18 protein-coding genes and 1 pseudogene are annotated in these 21932 nt (G+C 71.7%); 6 read left to right on the plus strand and 13 right to left on the minus strand.

The genetic code is table 11. The features are described from left to right. Window positions 1–12: 12 nt before the first annotated feature. A complete protein-coding gene (locus ACFC0D_RS02545; RefSeq protein ID WP_376430620.1) occupies window positions 13–918 on the minus strand; it encodes an arginase family protein in 906 nt (301 codons plus the stop codon). Between the two features lie 69 nt (window positions 919–987). Here ACFC0D_RS02545 and ACFC0D_RS02550 point away from each other — a divergent pair, with 69 nt between their 5' ends. Next, window positions 988–1320: a DUF6204 family protein gene (locus ACFC0D_RS02550; protein WP_376430621.1), complete on the plus strand. Its 333-nt coding sequence runs from the start codon at window positions 988–990 to the stop codon at window positions 1318–1320. Between the two features lie 38 nt (window positions 1321–1358). Here ACFC0D_RS02550 and ACFC0D_RS02555 read toward each other — a convergent pair whose 3' ends face one another. Next, window positions 1359–1748 (minus strand): hypothetical protein, encoded by a 390-nt coding sequence (locus ACFC0D_RS02555; RefSeq protein ID WP_376430622.1) that lies wholly within the window; start codon window positions 1746–1748, stop codon window positions 1359–1361. Window positions 1749–1889: 141 nt separating this feature from the next. Continuing rightward, window positions 1890–3317, minus strand: a complete 1428-nt coding sequence (locus ACFC0D_RS02560; RefSeq protein ID WP_376430623.1) for an MFS transporter — start codon at window positions 3315–3317, stop codon at window positions 1890–1892. A 154-nt stretch (window positions 3318–3471) separates the two neighbouring features. Here ACFC0D_RS02560 and ACFC0D_RS02565 point away from each other — a divergent pair, with 154 nt between their 5' ends. Then, on the plus strand, window positions 3472–4221 hold the full coding sequence (locus tag ACFC0D_RS02565; protein WP_376430624.1) for a GntR family transcriptional regulator: 750 nt from the start codon (window positions 3472–3474) through the stop codon (window positions 4219–4221). A 77-nt stretch (window positions 4222–4298) separates the two neighbouring features. After that, complete coding sequence (locus tag ACFC0D_RS02570) at window positions 4299–5399, plus strand: adenosine deaminase (protein WP_376430625.1); 1101 nt, start codon at window positions 4299–4301, stop codon at window positions 5397–5399. A gap of 138 nt (window positions 5400–5537) precedes the next feature. Here ACFC0D_RS02570 and ACFC0D_RS02575 read toward each other — a convergent pair whose 3' ends face one another. The 8 genes and pseudogenes from ACFC0D_RS02575 to ACFC0D_RS02610 all read right to left on the minus strand — a co-directional run bounded on the left by ACFC0D_RS02575 (window position 5538) and on the right by ACFC0D_RS02610 (window position 14679). Beyond that, window positions 5538–6302 (minus strand): GNAT family N-acetyltransferase, encoded by a 765-nt coding sequence (locus ACFC0D_RS02575; RefSeq protein WP_376430626.1) that lies wholly within the window; start codon window positions 6300–6302, stop codon window positions 5538–5540. 151 nt (window positions 6303–6453) lie between these two features. Continuing rightward, entirely contained in the window at window positions 6454–8223 is a 1770-nt protein-coding gene (locus tag ACFC0D_RS02580; RefSeq protein WP_376430713.1) for a CocE/NonD family hydrolase, read from the minus strand. Between the two features lie 166 nt (window positions 8224–8389). Further along, a complete protein-coding gene (locus tag ACFC0D_RS02585; RefSeq protein ID WP_376430627.1) occupies window positions 8390–9322 on the minus strand; it encodes an LD-carboxypeptidase in 933 nt (310 codons plus the stop codon). Next, on the minus strand, window positions 9319–11310 hold the full coding sequence (locus ACFC0D_RS02590) for a prolyl oligopeptidase family serine peptidase (protein WP_376430628.1): 1992 nt from the start codon (window positions 11308–11310) through the stop codon (window positions 9319–9321). Before ACFC0D_RS02590 ends, ACFC0D_RS02585 begins: the two co-directional genes overlap by 4 nt. An 11-nt stretch (window positions 11311–11321) precedes the next feature. Then, window positions 11322–12656, minus strand: a complete 1335-nt coding sequence (locus ACFC0D_RS02595) for a M20/M25/M40 family metallo-hydrolase (RefSeq protein WP_376430629.1) — start codon at window positions 12654–12656, stop codon at window positions 11322–11324. Continuing rightward, window positions 12649–13482 (minus strand): M55 family metallopeptidase, encoded by an 834-nt coding sequence (locus ACFC0D_RS02600; protein ID WP_376430630.1) that lies wholly within the window; start codon window positions 13480–13482, stop codon window positions 12649–12651. The genes ACFC0D_RS02595 and ACFC0D_RS02600 overlap by 8 nt, the downstream gene beginning before the upstream one ends. A 101-nt stretch (window positions 13483–13583) precedes the next feature. Then, window positions 13584–14021 (minus strand): annotated as a pseudogene (locus ACFC0D_RS02605) (MFS transporter); the annotation flags it as partial. Window positions 14022–14082: 61 nt separating this feature from the next. Beyond that, entirely contained in the window at window positions 14083–14679 is a 597-nt protein-coding gene (locus ACFC0D_RS02610) for a TetR/AcrR family transcriptional regulator (RefSeq protein WP_376430631.1), read from the minus strand. 195 nt (window positions 14680–14874) lie between these two features. Here ACFC0D_RS02610 and ACFC0D_RS02615 point away from each other — a divergent pair, with 195 nt between their 5' ends. Further along, window positions 14875–15912, plus strand: coding sequence for a hypothetical protein (locus tag ACFC0D_RS02615; protein ID WP_376430714.1), 1038 nt, complete (start codon window positions 14875–14877; stop codon window positions 15910–15912). A 6-nt stretch (window positions 15913–15918) separates the two neighbouring features. On the opposite strand, the gene ACFC0D_RS02620 is transcribed toward ACFC0D_RS02615, so the two are convergent. Both ACFC0D_RS02620 and ACFC0D_RS02625 read right to left on the minus strand, forming a co-directional pair. Further along, entirely contained in the window at window positions 15919–18369 is a 2451-nt protein-coding gene (locus tag ACFC0D_RS02620; protein WP_376430632.1) for an MFS transporter, read from the minus strand. Between the two features lie 237 nt (window positions 18370–18606). Further along, window positions 18607–19050: an SRPBCC family protein gene (locus ACFC0D_RS02625; protein ID WP_376430633.1), complete on the minus strand. Its 444-nt coding sequence runs from the start codon at window positions 19048–19050 to the stop codon at window positions 18607–18609. A gap of 150 nt (window positions 19051–19200) precedes the next feature. Here ACFC0D_RS02625 and ACFC0D_RS02630 point away from each other — a divergent pair, with 150 nt between their 5' ends. Together ACFC0D_RS02630 and ACFC0D_RS02635 are read left to right on the plus strand one after the other, a co-directional pair. Next, complete coding sequence (locus tag ACFC0D_RS02630) at window positions 19201–20232, plus strand: Rv2578c family radical SAM protein (protein WP_376430634.1); 1032 nt, start codon at window positions 19201–19203, stop codon at window positions 20230–20232. Window positions 20233–20303: 71 nt separating this feature from the next. Continuing rightward, the gene (locus ACFC0D_RS02635) at window positions 20304–21920 is read left to right on the plus strand and encodes an alpha/beta hydrolase (RefSeq protein ID WP_376430635.1); all 1617 of its coding nucleotides are present in this window, start codon (window positions 20304–20306) and stop codon (window positions 21918–21920) included. The last annotated feature ends 12 nt before the right edge of the window (window positions 21921–21932 follow it).

A 21932-nucleotide genomic window follows, 5' to 3' on the forward strand; every position in this document is an offset into this window, starting at 1 on the left:
GGGCGCCGCTCGTCAGGCTTCGGTCAGCGCGGCCACCACAAGGTCCGTGAGCAGCGCTCCGGCGGTGCCGTCCGGGTCGAGATCGGGGTCGTAGATCGTGACGTTGAGCCCCACGCAGCGTTCGGAGCGGACCAAGGTGCCCAGCAGCGGCACCAGTTCGTCGGGAAGCAGTCCGTCGGGGTCGGGGCTGTCGACGGCCGGCATCACGGACGGGTCGAGGACGTCGGCGTCGAGGTGGACCCAGAAGCCGTCGAGGGCCGGGGTCTCGAAGGCGGTCACCGTGGCGGCGGCGAGCTCGGCCGGGTCCCAGGCGCGCAGGTCGGAGACGGTGACGACGGGCACCTTCAGGGCGCGCAGATCGACGAGTTCGGGATCGTCGTGGTAGGCGTCGCGGATGCCGAAGAGCCGGGCGTCCTCCTCGCGGAGGTAGGGCCCGAGGCCCTCCAGGTCGGTGAGGTCCCGCTGGCCCCGGCCGGTGGCGAGGGCCAGTTCCTCGCCGCCGGCGGCGCCCACCCGATCGGAGTTGCCGGTGTGGCGGAAGTCCGGGGAGGCGTCGATCGCGGCGAGCCCGTAGCGGCCGAGGCGGCGCAGGGCGAGCGAGGCGCCGAGCTGGATGGAGCAGTCGCCGCCGAGGACGAGCGGGAAGTCCCCGGCCCGTACGTGCCCCTCGATCCGGTCCGCGAGCGTTCGGGTGTACGTGGCGAGGGCGGCCGCGTTGAAGACTCCGTCGCCCTCCTGCCAGTCGCCCCGGTCGTAGCGCGGCGGGACGACCACGCCGCCCTCGAGCGCACCGAGTCTCTGCACGATCCGGTTCTCGCGCAGGGCGCCGGCGAGCTTGTAGCAGCCGGGAACGGTGCCGGGGGCCGGTGGACGCAGGCCGAGGTTGGACGGGGCGTCGAGGGCCACGATATTCCGCATGCGCCTCATCCTCGCCGCCGTAGTCTGGATCTTCAATCGACTTCGGTGAACAACGTGAGGACCAGGGGAATGAGCACCCAGCACACCTACCGGGTGATCGTGCGCGGCACGTTCGAGGGTCTGTCGGAGGAGGGCCGGGCGCGGCTGCTCGCCGAGGTCGACGCGCACGGGATGTCGGCGATGAGGTTCACCGCCGAGGGCTCGCTCGCCTACGACAGGACGCTGAAGCACTTCTCGTACCGGCTGATCGTGGTCTCGGACGCGGCGGACGGCGAGGAGATGGCGGCGGCGATCGCCGAGGACCGGGTGGAGACGGCTCTGAAGGAGCTCGGGCACGTTCACGGTGAACTCAGGGCGTCCGTCACGGACATGGACACCATGAAGATCAACTACAAGCGCTGACCTCCCACCGCGGCCCGCCTCCTTCAGCGGGCGGCCGGTCAGCGGCGGGCCGAGCGGACCTTCCGGGGACAGGTCTCGCCCTTCCTCACCACACCGATCACGACCGTGGTGCCGCCGTCGAGCGCCACGCCCTCGGCCGGATGCTGGGTGCACACCGTCCAGTTCGAGGGCCAGAGCACCCTCCGGTCGGTGCCGCCGACATCATGGACGTCGATGCGGGTGCGATGGTCGAGCGCAGTGAAGACCTGCCACAGCCCCTTGCCGAGGAGGCCGGGCATCGGCGGGGCGTCCTCCTCGGCCACCGCCTCCTCCCCCGTCGTGAAGGCCACCACCGCGAGCGCGAGGACGGCGCCGGTGGCGATCCGGCCGATCGTGAGGGGCCCGGTGCGGCGGGGCCGGCCCGTGCTCGACGTCTCCTTGGGCCTCATCCCCGGACCTCTCCTCCTCGTACGCGTCCGCCCCCGTGGGACCAGGATGAGGGGATCCGGTCCGCACGGGGGCGGTGGGAGGGGCCGTACGGGTGAGGGTGCGGCCTCGCCCGGGGGCCCGGTCGGTGGTGGGTGGCCCGGTCAGTGGTGGGCGAGTACCGGCTGCGGTGCTTCGGCGGGCGCTTCGGCCGGGTCCGGTCGCTGGATGAGGAAGGCCGTGAGGACGCCGATGCCGAGCAGCGCGAGCGCCGTGTACATCGCGTGCTGGTAGCCCGCCTCGGTGGGGCCGCCCGCGTCACTGCCCGCCGTGATCATCGCGGAGGCCAGGGCGATACCGAGCGAGGCCCCGATGCCGAAGCACGCGCCGTTGAGGCCGGAGAGCGAGCCGGGCTTGTCCTTCGGGGCGGTGGTGACGGCGAGACCGTTGAGGCCGGTCAGCATGAATCCGCCGTACGTGACGCCGAGTGCCGCGAGCGAGGCGACCAGGATCCACTCGTTGTGCAGGAAGAACGTCGCGAAGAGGAAGATCGCGAAGTTGGCGACCGCGCCGGTGACGACGATGGTCCGCCAGCCGATCTTCGGACCGAGCCGGCCGGTCAGCGGGGCGGAGATCACGCCGATCAGCTGGATCGGGGTGAGGAAGAGGACGGCTGCGGTGACGGCGGAGAGGCCGAGGCCGACCCTGGCGTCCTGCGAGAAGAGCGGGATCGTGAGCGCGATGGCGCCGAAGGCACCGCCCAGGGTGCAGACCGTGGTGAGCAGCAGCGGCCAGGCGCGGCGCGAGGCGAGCACCTCGATGTCGATGACCGGGTTGGCCGCGGTCTTCTGCGAGACGACGAAGAAGACGAGCGAGGCGAGGCCGCCGAGCAGGAAGCCGAGGGTGAGGACGGAGGTCCAGCCCCAGGCGGCACCCTGGGCGAGGCCGACCAGGATGCCGGTGAGGCCGAGCGCGAGGGCGGCGATGCCGCGGGAGTCGAAGCGGCCGTCGACCGCGGTCGCCGGGACGTCGGGGACGTATGTGCGTACGCCGATCAGGCCCGCGACGGCGATCAGGGTGGAGCAGACGAAGATGCCGCGGAAGCCGATGGTGTCGGCGATCTGGCCGCCGGCGATGGCGTCGACACCTGCGAGGCCGCCGTTGACGGCGGTGATGATGCCCGCGGCCTTGCCGAAGCCGGCCGGGGTCAGCAGCTGGTTGAGGGTGAGGAAGGCGAGGGTGAACATCGCGGCGGAGATGCCCTGGAGGACGCGGCCGGCGATGAAGATCTCGATGTTCGGCGCGAAGACGCAGAGCAGGTTGCCGGCGATCAGGACGAAGGCGCAGACGATCATCATCGGCTTGCGGCCGCGCTGGTCGCTGAGACGGGCGAGGGTGACCTGACCGATGGCCGCCATCAGGAAGAAGAGGGTCTGGGAGAGACCGGCGGCGGCCGTGGTGGTGCCGAGGCGCTCGATGACATCCGGCAGCGCGGGGCTGAGCATGGTGGCGTTGATCTGGTAGCCGAGGACGGCGAGCACCATCGCCAGCAGCATGGGCCCACGGCCCTTGAGGTCGGATGTTGCTGACATGTGGGCCCCTTTGCCGTGGATGTCATGACGATGAACTTTGCTTGTCTGACAAGCAGCGCCCAGACAGAGTGAGTTCTACGCGCGTCACGCGTCAAGTCCCTTTGACCTGTGATTCCGGATACCGTTCACTTGCCGACAAGCAGGAGGAGGGGCAGTGGCAGTCAGCGGACAGCAGCGGCGACCGGTCGTGGTGCTCTACGAGCGGATCGCGGACGCCATCCACGACGGCACCTATCCCCCGGGCTCGACCCTCCCCTCCGAGCCCAAGCTCGCCGGCGAGCTGGGGGTGAGCCGCCCCGCCCTGCGCGAGGCACTGCTGCTGCTCCAGGAGGACGGCCTGCTGTCCGTACGGCGCGGGGTCGGCCGGACCGTCAACGACCACCCGCCCCGACGCGGCTTCGAGCACATCCAGCCCCTGGAGGAGCTGATCGGCGCGGGCGCCCCGCTGCGGGTACGGGCGCTGCTGCGGGCGGTCGAGGAGCCGACCGACTTCACCACCCAGCACCTGCTCGCACCGGCCCGGGCTGAGCTGCGCTTCTGGGAGTCCCTGCTGGCCGGAGAGGGCGCGGCGGCGGCACTCAGCCAGGAGTGGGCGGCGGCCGACGACGTACTGGACCGGGCCCACCCGGCCTTCGCGGAAGCGCTGCGCGGCCAGTCGGCACCTGAGCGGACCTCGATGCTGGCGGTGCTCACCGGGGCCTCGCGCGGAGTGCCGCTGGGGGCGCACAGCAGTGTGACCGCGACACTGCTCGGCCAGCGCCGGGGGGAGCAGCTCGGCCGCCCCGCCGACACCCCGGCGGTCCTGGTCACCCAGGTCGTACGGGTCGGGGACACCCCCGTCCTCGCGGCCAAGCACATGCTTCCGACGGGCGCCCCGGCGCTCCCGGTCCTCCAGTCGAACTGAGCGGGCGCCCCTCCGGAACCAGGCGGGCGATCACCGTCACAGCGTCGTGCCGCCGTCGTGGCGTACACTTCCGCGCCATGCACTTGTCTGACAACCCTGCCGCCCCGCTCAGCACCCCGGCCGCCACGCCCGTCGCCGAGTGGATCCGCCGCGCGCCGAAGGCCGTCCTCCACGACCACCTGGACGGCGGCCTGCGCCCCGCCACCATCGTCGAACTGGCCCGGGAGTGCGGCTACACCGCGCTGCCGACCGAGGACCCGGCCGCGCTCGCGGTCTGGTTCCGGGACGCCGCCGACTCCGGTTCGCTGGAGCGGTACCTGGAGACCTTCGCCCACACCTGCGCGGTGATGCAGACCCGCGAGGCGCTGCACCGCATCGCGGCCGAGTGCGCCGAGGACCTGGCCGCGGACGGGGTCGTCTACGCCGAGATCCGCTACGCCCCCGAGCAGCACCTGGAGGCCGGGCTGAGCCTCGACGAGGTCGTCGAGGCCGTGAACGACGGCTTCCGCGAGGGCGAACGCCGCACCGGCGGCCGGATCACGGTCCGCGCCCTCCTCACCGGAATGCGCCACACCGACCGTTCCCTGGAGATCGCGCAGCTCACGGTCGCCCACCGCGAGGAGGGCGTGGCCGGTTTCGACATCGCCGGCGGCGAGATCGGCAACCCGCCGGCCCGCCACCTCCCCGCCTTCCAGCACCTCAAGCGGCACAACTGCCACTTCACGATTCACGCGGGCGAGGCCGTCGGCGCGGAGTCGATCCACGAGGCCGTGCAGGTCTGCGGCGCCGAGCGGATCGGCCACGGCGTGCGGATCACGGACGACATCGCCGAGGACGGCACGCTCGGCCACCTGGCCGCGTATGTCCGCGACAACCGGATCGCCCTGGAGGTCTGCCCGACCTCCAACCTCCAGACCGGTGCGGCCAAGGACTACGCCTCGCACCCCATCGACGAGCTGCGCCGCCTCGGCTTTCGCATCACGCTGAACACGGACAACCGGCTGGTCTCCGGCACCACCATGAGCGAGGAGTTCCAGCACATGGCGGACGCCTTCGGCTACGGCCCGGAGGTCTTCGAGGAGTTCACCGTCGCCGCGCTCGACGCCGCGTTCCTGGCGCTGCCGGAGCGGCAGCGGCTGATCGACGAGGTCGTGCGCCCGGGGTACGCCGCGCTGTAGCGCGCCGGGTGTACGCAGCGGCCCCGCACGGTCATGGTCGACCGGGCGGGGCCGTCCGCCGTGCCGCGCCGGCCCTGGGCGCGACGCCCCAGGGCCGGGACGCTCTGGGCCCCGCGACGCCCCTGGGCCGGCCCGCTCCTACGCCGGTACGAGCGGGCCGCGCGGCGCCACCGCGTCGAGCCGAGCCGCACCGTCGAGCACGGGCGGTCCGGCCGGCCGAGCCGCACCGTCCGGCCGGGTCGCGCCGTCGAGCCGCGGCCCGCGGTCGATCCTGGCCTCGATGACCGCCCGGACGGCCGGCCACTCCTCGTCGAGGATCGAGTAGAAGGCGGTGCTGCGCACGGCTCCGTCGAGCCCGCGCGAATGCGCCCGCCGGACCCCTTCGCAGGTCGCTCCGAGGCGTTCGATGGCGGCCCGCGACCGCAGGTTCCGGGCGTCGGCACGCATCGAGACGCGCCGTACGCCCCACACCTCGAAGGCGTGCCGGAGCATCAGCAGCTTGGCCTCGGTGTTGATCCCGGTGCCCTGGGCCTGCGGCGCGAGCCAGGTGTTGCCGATCTCCGCGGCGTCCGGCACCGCGGTGGCCGGATCGCCGTACGGCATCCCGGGCACGGAGGGCCAGACCAGCGGCCCCTGCCAGTAGTCGAGCTCGAGAAACCTCGTCGCGCCCACCACCTGACCGTCTGCGGTACTGACGACGGCGAAGGGAAGCGCCCGGCCCGCGGCCTGTTCGGCCAGGGCACGTTCGAGATAGATCTCCGCCGCGTCCAGATTGTGGGGGACGGGCGTGAACGCGTACGTCGTACGGTCCTCGGAGCCGGCCGCGGCGATCGCGGCGGCGTGCTGTGGTGCGAGGGGTTCCAGCCGTACGGTGCGGCCGGACAGCACAACGGGAAGTGGCACGGGGCCTTCGGTCCTTCTGCGAGTGGGGAGCTGCCCCGCGCCGACGTCACGGCGCGAAGGCGGTGGCACAGTCTCCGTCCCGCTGCCCGCAGAGTGGGAAAAGAACAGGTAAAGAACGACCGAAGGTCGCGTGAATCCACCCTTATGGCTGCTACCCCACCTGGCCCTTGACAACGGGCAGCTCCAGGGTGCCGGTGTCCTCGGGTGCGGCGGTGACGGTCACCGGCTTGATGCCCCGGTTCCCGGAGTACGCGTCGTCACTGGCGGCGATCACGAATTCGAGCCGGTGACCCGTCTCGTAGCGGTGCACGATGCCCGGCAGCTCCACCGTGAAGGGGCGGGTCGCGTCCGGTACCCGTACCGGCGCCACGAGCCGGTTGACCAGGGTCTTCGTTCCGTCCGGGGCGATGTCGTAGACCTTGGCGAAGAGCACGAGCTTGTCGGCGGCGTCACCGGAGTCCTGGACGCGCTCGGTCTTCGGGGAGACGACCCGCAGCGTGGCCTTCGGCGAGCCGACGACGTCGACGGGGGCGGTCAGCGGGGCACTGGTCCAGCCGAGATACGTGCCCTTGATGTCGTACGGCCGGGGGTCGGGCAGGCCGACGAGTCCGGTGAGCGAGGACTCCGAATGGCTCGTGGGGATCAGCCAGTTGCTGTACTCACGCGCACCACGGGCGACCTCGGCCCGGTTGTCGACGAGCTTTCCGTCCCCGGAGAGGTAGAGCTTCCGGCTGAGTGCGGGGACCCGGGCAGCGGTGCCGTAGCCACTCGCCCAGGAGCGGTAGTAGGCGAACTCGGCGCCGGTGTCGGCCCTGCCGTTGCCCCGCAGATAGCGGTCGAACCAGGCGAGGACGCGCTGTCCGACGTAGCTGCTCTCCAGATTGCCCTGGCCGAGGTCGAGTTCACCCGGTGCCTGCCCGCCGCTGTGTCCCCACGACTGCCAGATCATCTTGGTCTCGACGCCCCGTGCCTGGAGCCGCTCGTAGGTGTCCTGGGCCTCGTTGAGGTTGAAGAGACTGTCGGCCTGACCCTGGACGATCAACGTGGGCGCCTTGACGCGGTCGAGGTACGAGACCGGGGAGACGCTCCGGGCGAAGTCGAGCATCTTCTTGGTGTCCGCGTCACGGTAGCGGCCGGAGTTGAGCAGCCGGACGGTGTCGCAGGCGTCGGTGACGAAGTGCAGACAGCCGAGGCGGTTGATCCGGGAAGGGTCGAGGGAGGGAACGAGCAGGGGCTGCCCCTCCCCCATCAGATAGAAGCCGTTGGCCCACTGCCATTTGAAGACACCGGGGGTCGCGCGGTCGGCGCCGTTCGGGGCGAGGGAGTAGGCGAGGTCGTTCCAGGTGATGAGAGGGACGAGCGCGTCGAGCCGGGGGTCGACGGAGGCGGTGGCGAGCTGGATGGCGCCTCCGTAGGAGCCGCCGACCATGCCGACGCGCGGGTCGCCGGCGCCGTCCTTGACGACGAAGTCGGCGCGGGTGCCGTCGTCGGCGGCCCGGGTGCCGCCGAGGAAGTCGACGAGCCGGGTGGCGGCCTGTCCGTCGATGCGGGGGTCGTCGAGGGAGATCAGACAGCCGGACTTCCCGAAGCCGAGCCCGGAGTAGACGAGCCCGACGTAGCCCCGGGCGGCGAACGCCTTGCCGATGGCGTCGGTGGACCCGTCCGCCTTGCTCCCGCCGAACCCGTTGGTGGCGAGCACGGCGGGCGCCGGATGCTGGGCGTCCACCCCGGCGGGCCGGTAGAGATCGGCGTCGACGACGCAACTGCGGCCGCCCGCCTCGACCGTGAAGGTCAGCGGGGTGACGGTGTACGGGCCCGATTCGGCCGCACTCGCCGGACCGGCGAGTGCGAGGGGTACGGCCAGCGCCGAACTCGTGGCCAGAGCAAGGAGCTTGCGGGACAGCGGTAGCGCACGGGACACGGACACGGGGCCTCCACGCTGAGGATACCGACTGGTAAGTATCGATCCGGGCTCATCGTGTGACACGTGTCAGATCTCCGTCAACGCGTCTGACAGGGGTTGTTGACGGAGATTCAGTGAAGGTCGGGAAGCACCCCTGCATGCAGGCGCGCCCGGCGAGGCCGGCTCACCGCAGCGCCGGCACGTCCATCGTCAGTGTCCCCGCCTCCGCGTCCAGGACGCCCGGCACGCCGAGGGGGAAGGTCAGCGCCGTCTCGCTGTGACCGAAGCCCATCTCCTCGACCACCGGGACTCCGAGGCCGCCGAGCCGGTCGGCGAGGACCGCCCGGACCTCCTCGTAGGGGCCGCACTCCTCCCACGAGCCGAGGCCGATGCCCGCGACGCCGTCCAGCCAACCGGAGCGCAGCAGTTGGGTGAGGATGCGGTCCAGCCGGTACGGCTCCTCGCCCACGTCCTCCAGGAGCAGCAGGCCCCCGCGGGCCGAGGGACGGGCGTGCGGGGTGGCGAGGTCGGCGGCGAGGAGGCTCACACAGCCGCCGAGGGTGACGCCGTGCGCCCGGCCCGGGATCATGGCCCTGGCGGTGTCCAGGCCGAGGGTCCGCACGGACTCGGGCTCGAAGAGGGTGGAGCGCAGGGACTCCTGGGTGCGGGGGTCCTTGAGGAAGGCGGCCGCCGCGACCATCGGTCCGTGGAGCGTCGCGAGCCCCGCGCGGACGGCGAACGCCTCGTGCAGGGCGGTGACATCGCTGTAGCCGACGAACACCTTGGGCCCCGCGGCCCGTATCGCCGACCAGTCGATCAGGTCCACCATCCGCTGGACGCCGTAGCCGCCGCGCGCACAGATCACGGCGGAGACCGTGGGATCGCACCAGGCCTCCTGGAGATCCCGGGCGCGGTTCTCGTCCGCACCGGCGAGGTACCCCAACTCGCGGTGTGTGTCCAGGACATGGGGTGCGACGACGGGCTCCAGTTCCCAGCCGCGCAGCAGGTCGAGCCCGGCCGCGAGCCGCTCCTCGGGGATCGGTCCGCTGGGGGCGACGACGGCGACCCGTGAGCCCGGACGGAGGCGCCGGGGCCGGGTCGGTGGAGTGACGGTCACTTCTTCAGCTCCAGGACGGGGACGTCGGGTCGGGGGATGCCGAAGGTCTGGGCGTACAGGGAGAGTTCGGCCTCGAGCGCGCGGATCATCGTCTCGGCGCGGCGGAAGCCGTGGCTCTCGCCCTCGAAGGCGATGTACGCGTGCGGGACCCCGCGTCCCGCCATCCGTCCCAGGAACCGTTCGGCCTGCGCGGGCGGGCAGATCACGTCGTCGAGGCCCTGGAGCAGCAGGAAGGGCGCGGAGATCCGCTCGACGTGGTCGAGCGGCGAGCGTTCCCGGTAACGGGCGGGCACCTCGGCGAGCGGGCCGATGAGCGACTCCAGGTACTGGGATTCGAAGTCGTGGGTCTCGTCGGTGGCCCAGCCGAGCAGATCGAGGATGGGGTAGATAATCGTGCCGCAGGCGTACACCTCGGAGGTGACGAGCGAGGCGGCGGTGGTCCAGCCGCCGGCGCTGCCGCCCCGGATCGCCAGCCGCGCCGGATCGGCGGTCCCCTCGGCGGCGAGCGCCTCGGCGACGGCAGCGCAGTCCTCGACGTCGACGACGCCCCACTGTTCGCGCAGCCGCTCGCGGTACTCCCGTCCGTAGCCGGTGGACCCGCCGTAGTTGACCTCGGCGACGCCGATGCCCCGGGAGGTGAAGTAGGCGATCTCCAGGTCGAGGACGAGCGGAGCGTGCCCGGTCGGCCCGCCGTGCGCCCAGACCACGTAGGGCGGCAGCTCCAGGTCGGGGGCGATCCGGTCGGGGTTGTGCGGCGGGTAGACGTGGGCGTGGATCTCGCGGTCGTCGGGGCCGGTGAAGGTGCGGATCTGGGGTTCGGGGTAGTACGCCGGGTCGACGGGGTCGTCGTGGGCCGCTCCGATGACGCGGGCCCGGCCGGTACCGGTGTCCAGCTCCACGACCTCGTAGGCGCTGCGTGGGCTGGCGGCGACGCCGACGACCCTGCTGCCGTGCACGGCGAGGGTGGCGGCCCACTCGGTCCAGGGGCCCGCGGCGTCGACGAGTTCGCCGCTCTCGGGGTCGAGTATCCCGAGAGCGGTGGCGCCCTTGCCGTGGATGACGGCGACGAGGCCGTTCTCCAGCGGGTGGAACCAGCTGAGGCCGATCTTCCACAGCGGTCCGCCGAACTCCTCGGGGCGCGGGCAGAGGGCGACCGGCTCGCCGTCGCCGCCCTCCGCGGGCCGGTAGAGGTTCCACCAGCCGCTGCGGTCGCCGGCGTACAGGAGCTGTCCGTCGGCGGTCCAGCCGACCTGCGGCACCGATTCCTCCGGCCCGCCGGCGACGGTCCGCGCGCCGTGGAGGGTGCCGTCGTCCGTGATCCCGGCGACGAGTACCTCGGTGCCGTCCCAGGGCATCCGTGGGTGGTCCCAGCCGATCCAGGCGGCCTGTCGTCCGTCCGGGGAGAGCCGGGGGCCGGTGACGAACCGGTGGCGTCCGTCGGAGAGTTCGCGTACGGCGCCGCGGTCCTCGGTCGCGGAGCCGTCGAGGGGGACGGCGGCGAGGACGCGGCGTACGTCGGTGGGCGCGGGTCCGGTGAACTCCTCCAGGACGCACCAGACTTCGCCGCGATCGGGGTGGATCACCGGGTCGGCCCAGCGCAGTCCGCCGCCGACGGTGGAGACGGGGGTGAGGGGCCGTGGCTCGGCTCCGGGAGCGGCGTCGGGTGCGTATGCGTAGAGACGCTGGTCGGGGAAGTGGCTGAACACCACGAGCGGTCCGTCGTCCGCGCGGGCCAGGGCCGCCCAGGGCTGTCCGCCGTACTCGACGACCCTGCTGCGGACGTTCCACGGGGCGGGGAGCACCGACTCCTCGGTGCCGTCGGCGCGTCGGCGGACGAGCGCACGCCGACCGCCCTCGGTGGGCCGTGGCGCCGTCCACCACACCTCGTCGCCGACGACGCCGACGTACTCGGGGCGCCCGTCGTGCCGGGCGGCGAGCGCCGCGTCGATCGGGGAGGGCCAGGTGCCGTAGGCGCCTGTCGGTACCATCTCGACTCCCCTTACGCGGACTTCAGGTAGTGGTCGAGGACGCGGACGCCGAAGTGCAGGGCGTCGACGGGAACGCGCTCGTCGACTCCGTGGAACAGCGCCGCGTAGTCCAGGTCGGGGGGCAGCTTCAGCGGGGAGAAGCCGTAGCCGGTGATGCCGAGCCGGGAGAACTGCTTGGCGTCGGTGCCGCCGGACATGGCGAACGGGACGACGTGGCCTTCCGGGTCGAAGTGCTCCACGGCGGCGCGCAGTCGGGCGAAGGTGGGTGAGTCGACGGGGGCTTCCAGGGGGACCTCGCGGTGGTGGAACTCCCACTCGACGTCCGGTCCGGTGAGGCGGTCCATGGTCTCGGTGAACTCCGCCTCGCCGCCCGGCAGCATCCGGCCGTCGACATAGGCGACGGCGTTCCCGGGAATCACGTTGACCTTGTAACCCGCGTCCAGCATCGTCGGGTTGGCGCTGTTGCGGACCGTCGGTTCCACCAGCGCCGCGGCCGGGCCCAGCTTCTCCAGCAGCAGATCGACGTCGGAGCCGGCCGCGTCGACGTCGGTCTCGATGCCGTACAGCGCGGCGAGTTCGGTGAGCGCGGCCCGTACGGTCGAGGTCAGGCGGACGGGCCAGGGGTGGGCGCCGATGCGGGCGACGGCTCCGGCGAGGCGGGTGACGGCGTTGGCCGTGTTCACCTTCGAGCCGTGTCCGGCCCGGCCGTGTGCCGTGAGTTTGACCCAGGCGGTGCCGCGTTCGCCGGCGGCGATCGGGTAGAGGGTCATGCCCGGGGTCGGGTGGAAGCTGAACGCCCCGGATTCGCTGATGCCTTCGGTGCAGCCCTCGAAGAGCCCGGGGTGTTCGTCGGCGAGGAAGCCCGAGCCGTCCTCGGCGCTCGCCTCCTCGTCGGCGGTGTAGGCGAGGACGATGTCGCGGCGCGGCCGGATCCCCTGGCGGGCCCAGGAGCGGACGACGGCGAGAACCATCGCGTCCATGTTCTTCATGTCGACGGCGCCGCGCCCCCAGACCACGCCGTCGCGGACCTCTCCGGAGAAGGGGTGCACGGCCCAGTCGGCGGGCTCCGCCGGGACGACGTCGAGGTGGCCGTGGACGAGCAGCGCGTCGGCGGAGGGGTCGGTGCCCTCGATGCGCGCCACCACGTTGGTGCGGCCGGGGGTCCGTTCCAGCAGGGTGGGTTCCAGGCCGGCGGCGGCGAGGCGTTCGGCGACGTACTCGGCGGCGGGCCGCTCGCGGCAGTCGCCGCCGCCGCGGTTGGTGGTGTCGATGCGGATGAGTTCGGAGGTGAAGGTCACCACCTCGTCGAGTGCCGTGGCGTCCGGCTCTCGGCCCTGCTCAGCCATACTGCTCCTCCACCGCCGCGGAGACGATCGTGGTGACCGCCTTGAACGTGCGAATGCACTCGTACATCGTGCCGCTGGTGTACGCGACCCGGCGCTCACCGTTCCGCGCCACGCCGGGCACGACGGTGGCGGAGCCGGACAGATGCTCGGCGTCGAACTCCAGCTCCACGGTGAACGGTCCACCCCGCACCGGCTCGTGCCGTACGGCGAGGGCGGCCGCGGACTTGGCGGCGGCCCGGATCTCGCTCGCCGTACGCTTCGGCGTCCGGCACACCGCCGCGTACCGCGAGACGTAGTCCTTGACGGCGACCTTGCGTGCCTCGGGCGCGTATCCGAGGGCGTCGTCGCAGGTGAGGTCGTCGCCGGTGACGAGGACGACGGGCACGCCGTACTCCGCGACGACATGGGCGTTCAGCAGTCCCTCGCTCGCCCGCTCGCCGTCGAGCCACACGCCGGTGATGGAGTTGGCGAGGTAGGTGTGCGCGAGGACGCCTTCGGTTCCGGCGCCGGTGTGGTAGCCGACGAACGCGATGCCGTCGACGTCCCCGTGCTGCACCCCTTCGACCATGGAGAGGGTCTTGTGCCGCCCGGTGATCATCTCGGCCCGCTCGTCGAGCTGTTCGAGCAGCAGGTTCCGCATGCTCCAGTGGGCCTCGTTGATCAGCACCTGGTCGGCGCCGCCGTCGAAGAATCCGAGGACCGCCGCGTTGACGTCCGAGGTGAACATGGACCGGCACCGTTCCCACTGGGGTGTCCCGGGGAGGACGTCGCCGGGCCAGGTGACGCCGGTGGCGCCTTCCATGTCGGCGCTGATCAGGATCTTCACGAAACCCCTGTCCCCTCACGTGCGGTGACGACGACGCTCATGCGGCGTCACGTTACGCCCCGGGGAAGGGCCAGGCCAGGACCTCGGAAAGGAATAATGGTCTAGACCTCTACCGAGGCGCGACGGCGTCCCGACTCGGGCAGGAGCGACACCAGTCCGAGGACGGCCAGCACGGCGCCCAGCCAGAGCGGCGAGCGCAGCCCGTACGCGCCGACGAGTATCCCTCCGAAGGAGGAACCGATGATGACGCCGAGGGTGATGAACGAGGAGTGCACGGTGTTCACGAGCGGTCCCGCGTTGCCCGCCCGCTGGACGCGGGTCACCATGGCCGGGTTCATGGTGACACCCACCAGACCGATACCCGTCATGAGGACCACGGCGGCCGCACCGACATCGGCCAGCAGGGCGAAGCCGGTCAGGAACAGGACGTTGAGGGCGAGACCGGCCACCTGCACGCCGACGGTGCGACGGTCCGCGAGGCGGCCGACGACCGTGTTGCCGATCACCGTGGCGGCGCCGTAGGCGATGAGCAGGACGGGTGAGGGCGCGCGCAGCCACGACGGGGCGTTCGACCACGAAGAGGGCCTGGCGGGCGGCAGCTCAGACGGTCAGGGCGTCCAGCGCGATGGCGGCGATGGACTCGATGACGGCGCGGTCGGCGCCGTTCTGCGCGGAGACGCGCATCCCGGCGACGGCGGCGTTGAAGAACCGCGCGAGCTCGTCGGCGCGGCGGTCCCGCGAGAGCACGCCGACACTCTGACCGGCGGCGATGGTCGCGGCGAGCGCCGCGAGCCGGCGCTCCTGGTCCCGCCCGAGGAGCGCGGCGGCCTGGGGGTCGCGACCGGAGAGTTCGACCGTGCTGTTGACACCGAGGCAGCCGATGCCGATGCCCGCCCGCCGATGGGTCTCCTCCATCTCGACGACCGACGCCATGACGCCCTTCAGGCGGTCGACGGGCGAGAGGGTCTCGTCCTCCAGGAGTGCGAGCTGACCGCTCGTGGTCATCTCGGTGTAGCGCGCGAGCGCCCGCAGGAACAGCGCGTGTTTGCTCGCGAAGGTGTTGTAGATACTGCTGCGGCCCAGGCCGGTCGCCTCGCACAGATCCTGGGTGGAGGTGGCTTCGTAGCCCTTCTCCCAGAACAGGTGCATCGCGGCGTCCAGGGCGCGCGCCTCGTCGAACATCCTCGGGCGTGCCATGGCAGCACCGTAGCAGGTATTGGACCGATCGGTTCAAAATCGAATTCGGGCGATACCCCGCCAACAGGCGCGTATAGGCTTGCGGGCGCAGTTCTCCCTCCCCGAACCGCCCGACCGTCAGGAGACCTCTCGGTGACCACCGCGTTCGCCCCTTCCGAGCCCGCCGACGCCACCGCCGGCGCCACCGCCGGGACCATCGAGGTCCCCGAGGCCCGCGAGGCGGCCGACTTCGTCGTCCGGGACGTACCCGACGCGGTCGTCCGGGACGCCCGGGAGTTCGGGGTCTACGCCCGCACCGGCGGTTGGGCCTTCGCGTTGAAGGTGGCCCGGAGCGTGCGCCCGGGCGGGCAGGCGGCGGAGGACTCGCCCAAGGTGTCGGCGAAGGCCTTCGCCGAGCTGGCCGAGTGCTCCCCCGAGCGGGTCATGCGGTACTACAAGGCCTGGGACATGGCCGCCGACGACGGGCTCGTCCCGCAGTTCGAGGTGCTGGTGCCCGGTGAGGACATCGAGCTGCCGGAGGCCGACGTCTGGCTGTCGTACTACTCCTCCCGCTCCAGCGCCTCCTCGGTGCGCGGACACGCGATCACCGCCGCGGCTGAGGCCGAGGGCATCCGGCCGACGAAGGCGCTCGAGGTCGCGGAGAACCCGACCGCCCTGCGTGCCGCGATCCTCGCCGACCCCGGCACGGCCGAGGCGGCGCGCAGCGCGCTGCTCGACCGGATGAAGGAGGATCCGGTGCTGCAGACGGGGATGGCCCGCGCCATCGCGCGGACCGACGAGCTGAAGAAGGCCGTGGCCGGCGAGGCCAAGGCGGCCGACCGGATCGGCTACGTCCGGCAGATCGTCGAGAAGGGCCAGGTCCGCACCCCCGCCGGACAGACCGTGGAGGCACCCGCCGCGGTGCGCGCCGAGGCGGAGCGGCACCTCTCCCTCATCGACGAGCTCGACGACTCCGAGGAGACGGGCGAGTGGGCCGGCGAGGCCTACGACGCCGTGAAGGGCATGGTCGCGGAGGCCGTGGAGGCGGACCCGGCGCTGCGCGTCCAGGAGCGGCGTACGAAGTTCTACAACAGTCTGCAGAAGGCCACGAAGGTCTTCGAGGAGCTGACCCTCGACGAGGTCCTGGAGGAGGACGTCCTCGAGGACGACATGCTCCAGCGCCTCGAAGCCCTCCAGGAGGCGATCGGCACCTGCATCAGCGCGCTGCGCAAGGCGACCGACGCCTCCTCCTGATTCCGTTCAGTCCTCGTGGCCGAGCTGGAGGTCGCGTTCGGTGCGTCCGCCGCCCGCGACCTGGAGAACGGTGGCGACGGGCGGATAGCCCGCCGCGATGACCGTGTACTCCCCCGAGGACAGATCCACGAAGCGGAAGGTGCCGTCGAGGCCCGTGGTCAGGGTGTCGACCACGTTGCCGGCCGCGTCGAGGAGCGTCACGCGCGCGTCCTCGACCGGCTTCCCCCACCCTTCGGGCGGGGGGACCCCCATCTCGCTGCGCTCGCCGCCCGCGCGCACCGTCCCGCGCAGCATCGCGCCGCCCGCCAGCTCGATGTCCTGCCGGGTCTCGCGGGAGGCCTGCACGCTCACCGGCAGCGCGGCGGGCCGGAAGGCGGGGGCACTCGCGGCCAGTGTGTACTCGCCGGCCACCAGCTCCGTGATGACGTAGCCGCCCTCGCGCCCGCTGCGGGTGGAGGCGACGACGTCGCCGCGTACGTCGGTGAGGGTGACCGCCGCGTCCCGTACGGGAGTTCCGTCGGCGGTCAGCACGGTGCCGGCCAGCCGGCCCGCGCCGCCGAGGACCACGTCGAGCTCCACCGGCCGTTCGCCGACGGTGACGGAGACGGCCTGCGGCTGATGTCCGCCGGCGGCCGCGATCAGGACGTACGAGCCGGGGCCGGGGACGCTGAGCGCGTAGCGCCCGTCCTCGCCGCTGCCGCCGCGGCCGATCTGCTGTCCCTGGACGTCGATGAGGGTGAGGGCCGCGCGCGGTACGCGGCTGCCGTCGTGGTGCTGGACGGTTCCGCACACCGGGAGGCCCGCGGTGGCGGAAACCGGTGGCCGCGGGGCGCCCGCCGTACGGGCCCGGGGGACGGCGGTGGGGGCCTCGGTGGTGGGGGTGTGGTGGGACACCAGCGGTTTCTCCTTGAGGAAGAAGGCGAGGACGAGGCCGAGCACGAGGACCGGCACGAGGTAGAGGAAGATCCGCGGCATCGCGTCCGCGTACGCCTGGATGTAGGCGTCGCGCAGCACGGGCGGGAGGGCGTGCACCGCATGCGGAGTGATCGATTCGGCGGCGGGCAGCGGGGTCCCCGCCGTACGGGGCAGGGAATCGGCGAGGGCGGCGTCGAGCCGGGCGGCAAAGAGGGTGCCGAAGACGGCGGCGCCGACGCTGCCGCCGATCTGGCGGAAGTAGTTGTGGGCGCTGGTGGCGGTGCCGAGGTCGGTGGGGCGCACGGAGTTCTGCACGGCGAGGATCAGGACCGGCATGACCAGGCCGATGCCGAGTCCCAGGACGGCCTGCCAGATGCTGTGGTGCAGGCGCGGGGTGTCCGTCTCCATCCGGGAGAGCAGCCACATGCCGACGACGGAGACGGCGCCGCCGAGGACCGGGTAGACCTTGTAGTGGCCGGTGCGGGTGATGAGCTGCCCCGAGACGACCGAGGCGAGGACGATCCCGCCCATCAGGGGCAGCATGAGAAGGCCGGACTCGGTGGCGGTGGCGCCCTCGACCATCTGGAGGAAGGTCGGCAGATAGCTGGCGGCGCCGAAGAGCGCGATGCCGACCACCGCGCCGACGAGGCTCGTGACCGTGAAGACCGAGTCGCGGAACAGTCGCAGAGGAATGAGGGGTTCGGGCGCGAAGTGCTCGACGATCAGGAAGAGCAGGGTGGTTGCGGCGGCGCCGCAGCCGAGGCCGATGACGACCTCGGAATCCCAGTCGTACTCGGTCCCGCCCCAACTGGTCAGCAGCACAAGGCAGGTGGAGGCGGCGGCGAGCAGGATCGAGCCGAGGACGTCGAGCCTGGCCCGTGTGCGCGGCTTGGGGAGCTTGAGCACGACGGCGACGACGGCGAGGGTGACGAGCCCGAAGGGGACGTTGAAGTAGAAGCACCAGCGCCAGGAGACGTGGTCGGTGAAGAAGCCGCCGAGCAGCGGGCCGGCGACGGAGGCGAGGCCGAAGGCCGCACCCATGAGGCCCATGTAGCGGCCTCGCTCCCGGGCGGGGACGATGTCCGCGATGATCGCCTGGACGCCGATCATCAAGCCGCCCGCGCCGACGCCCTGGACGGCACGGAAGGCGATGAGCTCGTCCATGGACCGTGACCAGCCGGCCAGGGCGGAGCCGACGACGAAGACCACGATGGCGAAGAGGAACACGCCCTTGCGGCCGAAGAGGTCACCGAGTTTGCCGTAGATCGGCAGACCGATGGTGGCGGTGAGCAGATAGGCGGTGATCGCCCAGGACATCCGGTCCAGGCCCTGCAGTTCACCGACGATCTTCGGCAGGGCGGTGGCGACGATCATCTGCTCCAGCGCGGCGAGCAGCAGCGCGAGCATGAGCCCGAAGAAGACGAGTCGGACACGACGGGGGTCGAGGGTGGTCTCCCCGTCGACGGGCGGCGGCGGCCGGTCGGAGGGCGGACCGTCCTCGGCGAGCGGTACGTCGCTCTTCGCCAGCGTGATCGCACCCACGTGCTGCTCCCCTCGTCACGACGTCAGCGCCGCGCCATTCTTCGCATTGGGCGCGAAGCGGGAGCAAGTCGGACGGTACGGGAGGCCGATGGGGTCAGCGGTGCCGAACAGCCCTGCACGGGGTGGCACTTGGGGCGCTCATCAGCGCGTTTACGAATGCCCCCGCGCCCCCTCGGCGCCTGGGGCGCTCTTGTGGGGGCGGCGGGGAAACCACTCGAATCGGTGACCGAGGAGGCGTTACTTCTCCACCTCGGTGGCCAGGTTGGCCAGTACGGCGTCGTAGATGCGGCCGAGCCCCTTGGGCGCGAACGTCTTCTCGAAGAATCCGCCGATGCCGCCGGCGCCGTTCCACACGGTGGAGACGACGGCCTTGGACTTCCCCTCGCCCGCGGGCGTCACGGTCCAGGTGGTGACCATGGAGGAGTTGCGGTCCTTCTCGACGAGCTGTCCGTCGGTGGGCTCGGTGACCTCCAGGAGGCAGTCGCGGATGCGCTTGCTGGTGGCCTGGAGCTTCCAGTGGACGAGGGTTCCCTCGCCGTCGCCGCCCTCGCGCACCTCGTACTCGCTGAAGTGCTCCGGCAGCAGCTTCGCGCGCGTGCCGCTGTAGTCGGCCAGAGCGTCGAACACCTTCTCCGGGTCCGCCGAGATGATCCGCTCCGTCGTGGCCTCGACCTGCGCCATTGCACTTCCTCCAACACGTGGTTCTTCAGGGGTGTGGCGCCCAGCCAACCACCTGGGCCCGAGCCCCCCAAATCCGGGTTGCGACGATCAAGGGAACATGTGTTCTATTCTGTGCGCACGGCTGAGGACACGGCTACCGAGGAGGCGTCCATGCGCTGGGACAATCTGGGCGACAATCCCGCCACCGCCGCGGAGACGGCCCTGTTCGGTGCGGACGCGGTCACCACCCGCACGTTCGACACGCCCGAGTTCCGCGGGATCACCTTCCACGAGGTGCGGGCCCGCTCGATCGTGAACCGGGTGCCCGGCGCCTCACGGATGCCGTTCGAATGGACGGTCAACCCGTACCGGGGCTGCACGCACGCGTGCGTGTACTGCTTCGCCCGCAAGACCCACAGCTATCTGGACCTGGACACCGGCCTCGGCTTCGACTCCCAGATCGTGGTGAAGATCAACGCGCCGGAGCTGCTGCGCCGCCAGCTCGCCTCCCGACGCTGGCAGGGCTCCCACATCGCGATGGGCACCAACGTCGACTGCTACCAGCGGGCCGAAGGGCGCTATCGCCTGATGCCGGGGATCATCGCGGCCCTGCGCGACCACGCCAACCCCTTCTCCATCCTCACCAAGGGGACGCTGATCCTGCGCGACCTCGACCTGATCGTCCAGGCGGCCGAGGTGACCGAGGTCGGCATCTCCGTCTCCGTCGGCTTCACCGACCAGGAGCTGTGGCGCACGGTCGAGCCCGGCACGCCCTCCCCCCAGCGGCGCCTCGACGTCGTCCGGACGCTCGGCGAGCACGGCATCGGCTGCGGGGTGCTGATGGCCCCGGTCGTCCCCTTCCTCGGCGACCGCCCCGAGCAGCTGCGCGACACGGTGCGCGCCATCGCCGAGGCCGGCGCGACCTCCGTGACCCCGCTCGTGCTGCATCTGAGGCCGGGGGCCCGAGAGTGGTTCTTCACCTGGCTGCGGCAGCACCACCCGCATCTGGTGGGGCGGTACGAGCGGATGTACGCGGACGGGGCCTACGCACCGACCTGGTACCAGCGTCGGATCACCCGTCAGGTGCACGAATTCGCCGCCGAGTTCGGGATCGGGCCCTCCCGTCGGGGAGCGCCGCGCCGGATTCCCGTACCGGAGGAGCCGGCGCTCGCGGGGGCTCCCGAACAGCTCACCTTCCTCTGACTGATCCTCTGTTCGGGTCAACTCTGAGCGGAACAGGTCCTTCCGGGTACCGATCGGGGCACGGACGCCCTATGACCACACGCGCAGGAATGCTGATCGCCACTGGGGCACTGGTCGCAGGGACGGTCACCGCCCTGCCCGCGTCCGCGACACCCCGCCCCGAGCCGACCCCCCGCCCCATCGCGCCGCTCCTGTGGAGCGACTGCGCCACCAAGGCGTATCCCAAGCTCCAGTGCGCCACGCTCAAGGTGCCGCTGAACCACGACGACCCGGCCGGCCGGTCGATCAGCCTGGCCCTGACCCGGGTCGCGCACACCGTGAAGGACGCCAAGGAGTACCAGGGTCCGCTGCTCGTCAACCCGGGAGGACCGGGCGGCAGCGGACGGACCATGGCCGGGTTCGTGGCCGCCTCGCTGCCCGCGAAGGTGGCGGCGCAGTACGACGTCATCGGCTTCGACCCGCGCGGGGTCGGCAAGAGCGAGCCCGCGCTCGACTGCAAGCCCGGCCACTTCGACCCGGTGCGGCCGGACTCCGTGCCGCTCGGCGCCGAGGGCGAGCGGACAGGCGTCGAGCGGGCCCGGTCCTTCGCGACGGCCTGCGGGAAGAAGCACGGCGACGTCCTGCCGTACATCGACACGGTCAGCACGGCCCGGGACCTGGACGCGATCCGCGCGGCGCTCGGCGCGCCGCAGCTCAACTACCTGGGGTACTCCTACGGCACGTACCTCGGCGCCGTGTACGCGCGGCTGTACCCGGAGCGGGTGCGCCGCCTCGTACTGGACTCCGTCGTCAATCCGCAGGGCGTCTGGTACGAGGACAACATCGCGCAGGACTACGCCTTCGACACCCGCCACAAGGACTTCATGGCCTGGGTGGCCCGCCAGAACGCCACGTACAAGCTGGGCACGGATCCGGCGGCGGTGGAAGCGGCCTGGTACGGGATGCGGGAGGCGCTGGGGAAGAGTCCGGCGGGCGGCAAGGTCGGTCCGGGCGAGCTGGAGGACACCTACCTGCCGGGCGGGTACTACGACGGCTACTGGCCGAGCCTGGCGGCGGCGTTCTCGTCGTACGTCAACGACAAGGACGCGGTCCCGCTGACCCGGGCGTACGAGGCCTACGGGGCGGCGGACGCGGCGGCCGACAACGGCTACTCGGTCTACACGAGCGTGCAGTGCCGGGACGCCAAGTGGCCGCGGGACTGGAACACCTGGCGCACGGACAACTGGGACGTGCACGCCAAGGCACCCTTCGCCGCCTGGAACAACGCCTGGTACAACGCTCCGTGCGCGTTCTGGCCGGTGGACTCGCTCACTCCGCCCGACGTCACCAACGACGAGGTGGGGCCGGTACTGATCCTCCAGGCCTCGAACGACGCGGCGACCCCGTACGAGGGCGGTGTGGCGCTGCACCGGATGGTGCGCGGCTCCAGCCTGGTGGTCGAGGAGGGCGGCGGGAACCACGGGGTGTCGCTGGCCGGCAACGCGTGCATGGACGAGCACCTGGTGACGTATCTCGCCACGGGACAGGTGCCGCGCGGCGACGGCCAGGCGGAGGCGGACGCGGTCTGCGAAGCGCTCCCGGAGCCGAAGCCGGAGCCGATGAAGGCCACCTCGTCCCGCAACGGATCCGCGCGGCCCGACACGAAGGGCGGCACGGTGCTGCACGGTCTCCTCGGCCACGTGCGCTGAGACACCCCCGCG

The organism is Streptomyces sp. NPDC056222, assembly GCF_042264065.1.
GTDB lineage: Bacteria > Actinomycetota > Actinomycetes > Streptomycetales > Streptomycetaceae > Streptomyces.

What these genes read in the sequence shown, in the direction of transcription:
- ACFC0D_RS02545 (WP_376430620.1), bottom strand. Translation starts at nt 918, where the DNA reads ATGCGGAATATCGTGGCCCTCGACGCCCCGTCCAACCTCGGCCTGCGT.
- ACFC0D_RS02550 (WP_376430621.1), top strand. Translation starts at nt 988, where the DNA reads ATGAGCACCCAGCACACCTACCGGGTGATCGTGCGCGGCACGTTCGAG.
- ACFC0D_RS02555 (WP_376430622.1), bottom strand. Translation starts at nt 1,748, where the DNA reads ATGAGGCCCAAGGAGACGTCGAGCACGGGCCGGCCCCGCCGCACCGGG.
- ACFC0D_RS02560 (WP_376430623.1), bottom strand. Translation starts at nt 3,317, where the DNA reads ATGTCAGCAACATCCGACCTCAAGGGCCGTGGGCCCATGCTGCTGGCG.
- ACFC0D_RS02570 (WP_376430625.1), top strand. Translation starts at nt 4,299, where the DNA reads ATGCACTTGTCTGACAACCCTGCCGCCCCGCTCAGCACCCCGGCCGCC.
- ACFC0D_RS02590 (WP_376430628.1), bottom strand. Translation starts at nt 11,310, where the DNA reads ATGGTACCGACAGGCGCCTACGGCACCTGGCCCTCCCCGATCGACGCG.
- ACFC0D_RS02595 (WP_376430629.1), bottom strand. Translation starts at nt 12,656, where the DNA reads ATGGCTGAGCAGGGCCGAGAGCCGGACGCCACGGCACTCGACGAGGTG.
- ACFC0D_RS02610 (WP_376430631.1), bottom strand. Translation starts at nt 14,679, where the DNA reads ATGGCACGCCCGAGGATGTTCGACGAGGCGCGCGCCCTGGACGCCGCG.
- ACFC0D_RS02625 (WP_376430633.1), bottom strand. Translation starts at nt 19,050, where the DNA reads ATGGCGCAGGTCGAGGCCACGACGGAGCGGATCATCTCGGCGGACCCG.
- ACFC0D_RS02630 (WP_376430634.1), top strand. Translation starts at nt 19,201, where the DNA reads ATGCGCTGGGACAATCTGGGCGACAATCCCGCCACCGCCGCGGAGACG.
- ACFC0D_RS02635 (WP_376430635.1), top strand. Translation starts at nt 20,304, where the DNA reads ATGACCACACGCGCAGGAATGCTGATCGCCACTGGGGCACTGGTCGCA.